Here is a 6774-nt window from a genome sequence, read left to right on the forward strand (position 1 = left end):
ATAAGCATATCGAGGGCATAGGCGGGCCTCAAATGAATAGAAAAGGTTCAGCCATCTGAGTTTTACCTCTTCTGGCAGTGCCGTTTCAGTGAGAAGTCGCGAGCTCGTTGGAACAATAATGCACTGATCCACGCATGGAGATTATAGGGCTGTCGACGAACCATTAACCTTTTGGTACCCAATCCACGTATAACAGGATGGTTAACTGTCGCAGGACTCTATATAATTGAGGTCTTTCTATGCCCTTGATAAGGAAAAACTAAATAGAAATATTATGGTTTGTTTAATTGCGTCTTGACAACGGTCATTTCATAACAGGTATTAGAAATGTCTAACTATAGTAAAGTAAGTGTTGCAAACGATCCGAGAACTGAACTTCATGATCAGCTCGGACTTACAGGGGCTGAGATCAGCATCAACCATCTTCCGGCAGGTGCGAGTGTTCCTTTTGTTCATTATCATAAGACCAATGAAGAGATTTACATCATTCTTTCCGGCAAGGGAAAAGCGGTAGTTGACGGTGAGGATATAGAGCTTTCTGCCGGTGATATCGTGCGTATTGCGCCGGATGGGAAAAGACAGTTCTTCGCGGCAGATGATTCTGAGATCAGCTATGCCTGTATCCAGGTGAAGGCAGGTTCTCTTGAAGCGTATACCGCCGACGATGCAGTAATCGAGTAAGTATGAGTTTTAAAGTTGTGGGCATTTCTGCAAGCAGATGTCCATAACTTTTTATGTGGAGAGCTATGAGTGTTTGTATAAAAGATAGTATCCAGAATATGAACCTTGTCATCGGCTGCACGGTAGGATGCGATTATTGCTATGCGCGGAATAATGTGAAGCGGTGGCATATGATACCGGATTTCAGTAAGCCTGAATTTTTTGAAGGCAAGCTTAAAATGATGGACAAGGCAAGACCGCAGAATTTCCTTCTGACCGGTATGAGTGATCTTTCGGGATGGAAAGAAGAATGGCGAGAAGAGGTGTTTGAAAAGATCCGGAAAAATCCGCAGCATCAGTTTTTATTTTTGTCAAAAAGGCCTGATCTCCTGGATTTTGAAACGGATCTTGAGAACGCCTGGTTTGGGGTGACGGTTACCAGAAGATCAGAACTCTGGCGCATTGAAGCATTGAGGAATCATGTAAGGGCAAAGCATTATCATGTGACCTTTGAGCCGCTTTTTGATGATCCTGGAGAGGTCAACCTTTCTGGTATTGATTGGATCGTTGTAGGAACCATGACAGGCGCTCAGAGGAGAAAAATCCGTACTGAGCCGGAATGGGCATGGTCGCTTACGAATCAGGCGCATCAAAGGAATATACCTGTTTTTATGAAGGAAGATCTTGAAGCGATCATAGGCGATGGAAATATGGTGCAGGAATTTCCTGAAGCATTTGAGAAGGTATTGGAGGTACAGCGGGCATGGAAGAAGTGAGAACGGAAGATATCCTGATAAGGGATGTGGAAACCAAAAATATCATGACAAAGTCAAACTTGCCGGTGGGAGGGTATTCTGTGAATCCGTATGTCGGATGCACGCACGCCTGCAAGTATTGTTACGCTTCTTTCATGAAAAGGTTTACAGGACATAAGGAAGAGTGGGGAACATTTCTTGATATCAAGCACTGGCCTGAAATCAAGCACCCTGAGAAATATGCCGGACAGCGCGTTGTGATCGGCTCCGTGACAGACGGGTATAATCCGCAGGAAAAAGAGTTCGGAAACACAAGGAAACTGCTTGAACAGCTGCGGGGGAGCGGAGCAGATATTCTGATCTGCACAAAATCCGACCTTGTTGTGAGAGATATTGACCTGCTAAAAGAGCTCGGACAGGTAACAGTATCGTGGTCGATCAATACGCTGGACGAGAAGTTCAAGGACGATATGGATGCAGCGGTTTCCATTGAACGAAGGATTGCTGCGATGAAGCAGATATATGACGCCGGTATCAGGACAGTATGCTTTGTATCCCCGGTATTTCCGGGCATTACGGATTTTGAGGCTATCTTTGAACGTGTAAAAGACCAATGTGATCTGTTTTGGCTGGAGAATCTTAATCTGAGAGGCGGATTTAAGAATACCGTTATGGACTATATCGCTGAAGAGTATCCTGATTTAGTGCCGCTCTATGATGAGATTTATACCAAGCATAACAGAAGCTATTTCGAGGCTCTGGAAAACAAAGCCGAGAAACTTGCCGAGAAGTATGATTGCCCGTTTGTGGATAATGAAATGCCTTATGGAAGGGTTCCGCAGGGGCATCCGGTAATCGTGGATTATTTTTATCATGAAGAAATCCGCGGATCCGATAATACAGGAAAAAGAAAGCGCAAATAGCGCGTATAAACAAAGTGAAATGTTTTTGAGAAGAATCGGGAGACCGGTTCTTTTCTATTACCCAAAATCAGGGCGCAAAGCCGATGTCCAGTGGACATCGGCTTTGCGCCGACCGAAGTGGAACGGTATTCGCATTCATGATCTCCGTCACAGTCATGTGTCACTTCTTATCAATATGGGATTTGATGCGGTGGCTATTGCAAAACGTATGGGACATGAAAGTATCAGAGTAACTTATCGATATGCGCATATGTTCCCAGGGGAGCAGATTAAGATGGCTCAGAAACTATCTGATGAAAGAGAGGATTATTTCAATGTCGGAAAAGATAAAGGATAAAAAGGGTAGATGGAGAAATAAAATCGTTGCGTTTCGAATGTCCCCTGAGGAGGCTTTAGAACTTGATGACAGAGTGCGCCTTTGCGGTGCCAGAACAAAACAAGATTATCTGGTAGAAAGCGCTCTTTATCAGAGAGTTGTTGCTAAAGGAAATCCTATGATGATGGTTCAATTTCAAAATGATTTAATTCACATTCAAGAGGAACTTATGAGGATAAATTCGATTGATGAGATGGATGAGGAACTACTCACACCAATTAGAACGATGTTGGAAATATTAGAAGCATTCAAAAACGAAAAAGAATCCTAACGGCGGCAACCGAAAGGACTCTTGTGATAACCGCATAATCTCTGCGGACTCTATTGATAAGGTCATTATAGCAGAGGTTATTCCGGCTATCAATCAATTTATGAGAAAGGCAGGAATAACAAAAAATGGAAAACTTAAAGATTATTAATATGGCGGATGTGGAAAGTAAGAAGGTGGAATTTCTTTGGTATCCATATATACCGCTTGGAAAACTAACGATTATACAGGGTGATCCCGGAGAGGGAAAAACAACGGCAGTATTACAGTTGACCGCACTTCTTACTAAGGGGGAGAAGCTTCCAGAAGATGAGCAGGAGAGAGAACCAATTAATGTGATTTATCAGACTGCAGAAGATGGTTTGGCTGATACTGTAAAACCTCGCTTGGAAGCTGCAGGGGCGGATTGTTCTAAGGTTCTTGTGATAGATGAATCTGAACAGGGCTTGTGTATGTCTGATGAGCGTATAGAACAGGCTATAAAGGAGACGGGAGCCAAATTAGTCATTCTCGATCCTATACAGGCATATCTTGGTGCGAATGTAGATATGCATAGGGCAAACGAGATTCGCCCGGTTATGAAGCGATTGGGAGACATAGCAGAGAAATATAGTTGTGCAATCATTCTTATTGGTCATATGAACAAAGCAAGTGGTTCAAAATCAACATATAGAGGGCTTGGTTCTATTGACTTTCAGGCTACAGCAAGAAGTGTACTTATAGTTGGGAGAATCAAAGATGATCCTACCTGCAGAGTAATTGCGCATGATAAGAGCAGTCTTGCACCGGAGGGAGATTCGATTGCATTTCGTTTAGACAAAGAGAATGGATTTGCGTGGGAAGGTGTAATTGATATTTCTGTGGATGATCTCCTAAGTGGAGACCAGAAAGTAACTAAATTAACTTCGGCAAAAGAGTTCTTGGCAAAATATCTGGCGGATGGTCCCAAACCAAGTACAGAAATTTTTGAAGCTGCAGAGGCAGATGGGATTAAGAAAAGAACTTTGTTTACCGCAAAAGAGAAACTGAATGTTACGGCAACAAAGACCGGAGATAAATGGTATTGGGGTTTTTAGGAAGGATGCAAGAATGCAAGATTGCAAAGTATATATAACATTGCATCCTTGCAACCTTGCAATCTTCATTTGGAGGTTGAAGATGAAAGAACGAAAAATAATGATATCGCAAAAACTGTTTTTGGATTTGTTTTCATATTTTGAATTTGAAGATTATGAGAAAGAGCCGGAGATTAGGAAAGCACTAAATGAGAAACTGGAACTTTTGGTTATGCATGAGAATTACACAAAATATAAAACGGCACCAACGGCAGAGGAACGAGAAAAGGCAAGACAAGAGTATTTGGATGCGAAGGGAATTCACCCATCGTTCCGATGGTAACTATTTTCCTTGGCTATATATAACAAGTGCGTGGCACGCACTTGTAGTATTTCATCAAGGAAGAAGTGATTGTCAGTTGCCATATATTGGATGCGTCATAATGACGTCAGGTCGAGGCGTTATGTGACGTCGAAATGACTATTTTTGAAACCGCAGGCGCAAATATATCCTGCGAGGATTTATTTGCGACAAGGTTCTACAAGGGAAAGGCGTCGCCTTGGGAGTGTAACTCCCGATGAGACCGGGGATGGCATCGCCGGGGCAGAGCCCTGAGAGATTGGGTAAGCCATCGGCAAGGGCAAAGCCCTTATGAGATGCCTGTCATGGCGAATGACTGCACTCCGCAAAGGAGTCCTCGAAGAGCGCCGTCTTTTGATACGAAGTGTCAAAAGTCATAAGGCGTTACTTTCGCCGAAAGTAACAAAGGCATTAGCAGAAAAAATACACTTTTACTCCAGTGGAGCAGAAGTTGGAAAGGAGATTAAAAAATGGGTTCAATATCAATGCCTCAGGGCAGAGGAAATAGACAGCATAATCTCCGAAATTACGGAGAGGGTAAATTGCCAAGCAATGTGGATGCGTCTAGAACAGAGCAAAACATTGTTTGGAAAGATGAAACTACATCACATGCATATCATCGGATTTTTGATGATGCAGTTAGTGAGTATAATGCAAAACAGAAACGTAAGGATCGTCAGATAAAAGATTACCGCACACACATTTTAAATTCAAAGAATGGTGAGAAGGAGTTTTACGAGGATGTGCTTCAGTGGGGTAAGCAGGAAGATTTTATAGAACATCCGGAGTGGCGTGATATAGCAAAGGAATGTCTTCTTGAATACATTGAAGGGTTCGAGGATAGAAATCCCGGATTGGAACTTATAGGGGCTTATATACATATGGATGAGGCTTCCCCACATATGCATTTCGATTATATCCCTGTGGCGGAGGGATATAAGACAGGGGTACAGAAGCGAAATTCTTTAGATAGAGCCATGCGCAACTTGATTGCAGTTCGTACCGGTAGTGAGTATTCGCCAAGACCGGATGAAAAGGATGCATCAGGGAAGTGCACAGACAATGCCACGAAGCAGTGGAAGGAGATGGAACGAGCGCATTTTAAAAAGATATGTGTCCGCAGAGGTTTGGTTGTTGATGGTGAGATAAAGACACCGGAACGTGACAGTTTATCTGTGCTTGAATACAAGGCAGAAATGCGTAAGCATGAGATTCGGAAATTGGAAACTCAGGAAAAAGAACTTAGGGGAACTCTTCGTAATCTACAGAGTCTCATTAAGCAGGCAGAAGAAAAGTTGGAAGAGGCAAAGAAAGAAGCTGCAAGTATTATCGAATCTGCAAAGGCAAAAGCAAATGAGTGGCTTGAAAAAATTAATATTCGTCTTGGCTTAATTCCGAAGAAAGATATCGAAGATAAGCGGTTAGAACTGGTTGGCTATTACAAAGCGTGCGAGCCTTATCTTACGAATGATATGAGGATTGCTATCAACAATGAAGATGTCAAAGGCTTTGGAGCATTGGTAAGTCGATTGACTGCATCAAACCCAGATGGTACTGTTGCAAGACGTGATCCGGGATGGGAAGAACTGTTTGATTTCGAAATCAAGTTTGAGGAATATCTGGAATTAAAGAATAAGAATGTAGAAACGGAGGATATTTTGAAGGAGTTGGAACAGCCGGAACGTAGGCGAGGAAGAAGACGATAAACGGTAAAAATTTGCCATTCACAGCAAAAAAATGACCATTTACATCATTGGAACATAATGATACTGCATTTTGCGCCGCCCGTCGGCCACTGATGCGATAACCAGCGGCCACTCGGCGGCAGTAACGGCCACCTGTTTATGAGGTGGGTTTTAACTGAATCATAACTCATGGTGGAATTCACATCTTGACCTTGTGAAGAGGAAGACCGTCTACAGCTTAGCCCATTTTAAGAGTGGGCACTCTTGCAAAAGGTTAATAAAAGGACAACCAAATGGAGTCCGATAAGCCCTCATTAATTTGATGATCTTCCAAACTGCGGGAAATCATCTTTCTGTTACTTTCAGTGGGTTTCTGGAAATCTTTTCCAGTACCCGCTCTTTTTTGATCTGCGGGAAAGGCATGGGGTACAATAGTATCATACCAATCCTTCAGAAAGAAAAAGAGTGATGAATCTCCCTGACCAAAGTTTGATTCATCACCCATCATACGACAATATGATAATACGACAATATTCAAAAAAAATCAATACATGCGACAAATTCAGATTTATTGAGGATTTCAGAAAAGAATACAGACCCGCTGAAATCATTGAGCATCTCCGCAGGAAGATGAGCGGTTTCAGATGGCATATCCATTCTTACGTGGAGAGAAGCTACTCCTATGGCGAAG

At 42.6% G+C, this 6774-nt stretch carries 8 protein-coding genes; all 8 read left to right on the forward strand.

The features are described 5' to 3' along the window. Positions 1-327: 327 nt before the first annotated feature. The 8 genes from T513_RS0109230 to T513_RS11800 all read left to right on the forward strand — a co-directional run bounded on the left by T513_RS0109230 (position 328) and on the right by T513_RS11800 (position 6104). Positions 328-681 carry a cupin domain-containing protein gene (locus T513_RS0109230; protein WP_027424698.1) on the forward strand — a complete coding sequence of 118 codons (354 nt, stop codon included), beginning with the start codon at positions 328-330 and terminating at the stop codon, positions 679-681. A gap of 65 nt (positions 682-746) precedes the next feature. Then, a complete protein-coding gene (locus T513_RS0109235) occupies positions 747-1436 on the forward strand; it encodes a radical SAM mobile pair protein A (RefSeq protein ID WP_031589862.1) in 690 nt (229 codons plus the stop codon). Further along, positions 1424-2338, forward strand: a complete 915-nt coding sequence (locus tag T513_RS0109240) for a radical SAM mobile pair protein B (RefSeq protein ID WP_031589863.1) — start codon at positions 1424-1426, stop codon at positions 2336-2338. Before T513_RS0109235 ends, T513_RS0109240 begins: the two co-directional genes overlap by 13 nt. A 25-nt stretch (positions 2339-2363) precedes the next feature. Next, positions 2364-2675: a tyrosine-type recombinase/integrase gene (locus tag T513_RS12050; RefSeq protein WP_479691150.1), complete on the forward strand. Its 312-nt coding sequence runs from the start codon at positions 2364-2366 to the stop codon at positions 2673-2675. After that, on the forward strand, positions 2653-2985 hold the full coding sequence (locus T513_RS0109250; RefSeq protein WP_031589864.1) for a plasmid mobilization protein: 333 nt from the start codon (positions 2653-2655) through the stop codon (positions 2983-2985). The genes T513_RS12050 and T513_RS0109250 overlap by 23 nt, the downstream gene beginning before the upstream one ends. 125 nt (positions 2986-3110) lie before the next feature. Then, positions 3111-4058, forward strand: a complete 948-nt coding sequence (locus T513_RS0109255; RefSeq protein ID WP_031589865.1) for an AAA family ATPase — start codon at positions 3111-3113, stop codon at positions 4056-4058. A gap of 82 nt (positions 4059-4140) precedes the next feature. Then, positions 4141-4380 carry a hypothetical protein gene (locus tag T513_RS0109260; RefSeq protein ID WP_031589866.1) on the forward strand — a complete coding sequence of 80 codons (240 nt, stop codon included), beginning with the start codon at positions 4141-4143 and terminating at the stop codon, positions 4378-4380. 488 nt (positions 4381-4868) lie between these two features. Next, positions 4869-6104 carry a plasmid recombination protein gene (locus T513_RS11800; RefSeq protein WP_031589867.1) on the forward strand — a complete coding sequence of 412 codons (1236 nt, stop codon included), beginning with the start codon at positions 4869-4871 and terminating at the stop codon, positions 6102-6104. Positions 6105-6774 lie beyond the last annotated feature (670 nt).

This window comes from Kandleria vitulina DSM 20405, assembly GCF_000702065.1.
Lineage (GTDB): Bacteria > Bacillota_I > Bacilli_A > Erysipelotrichales > Coprobacillaceae > Kandleria > Kandleria vitulina.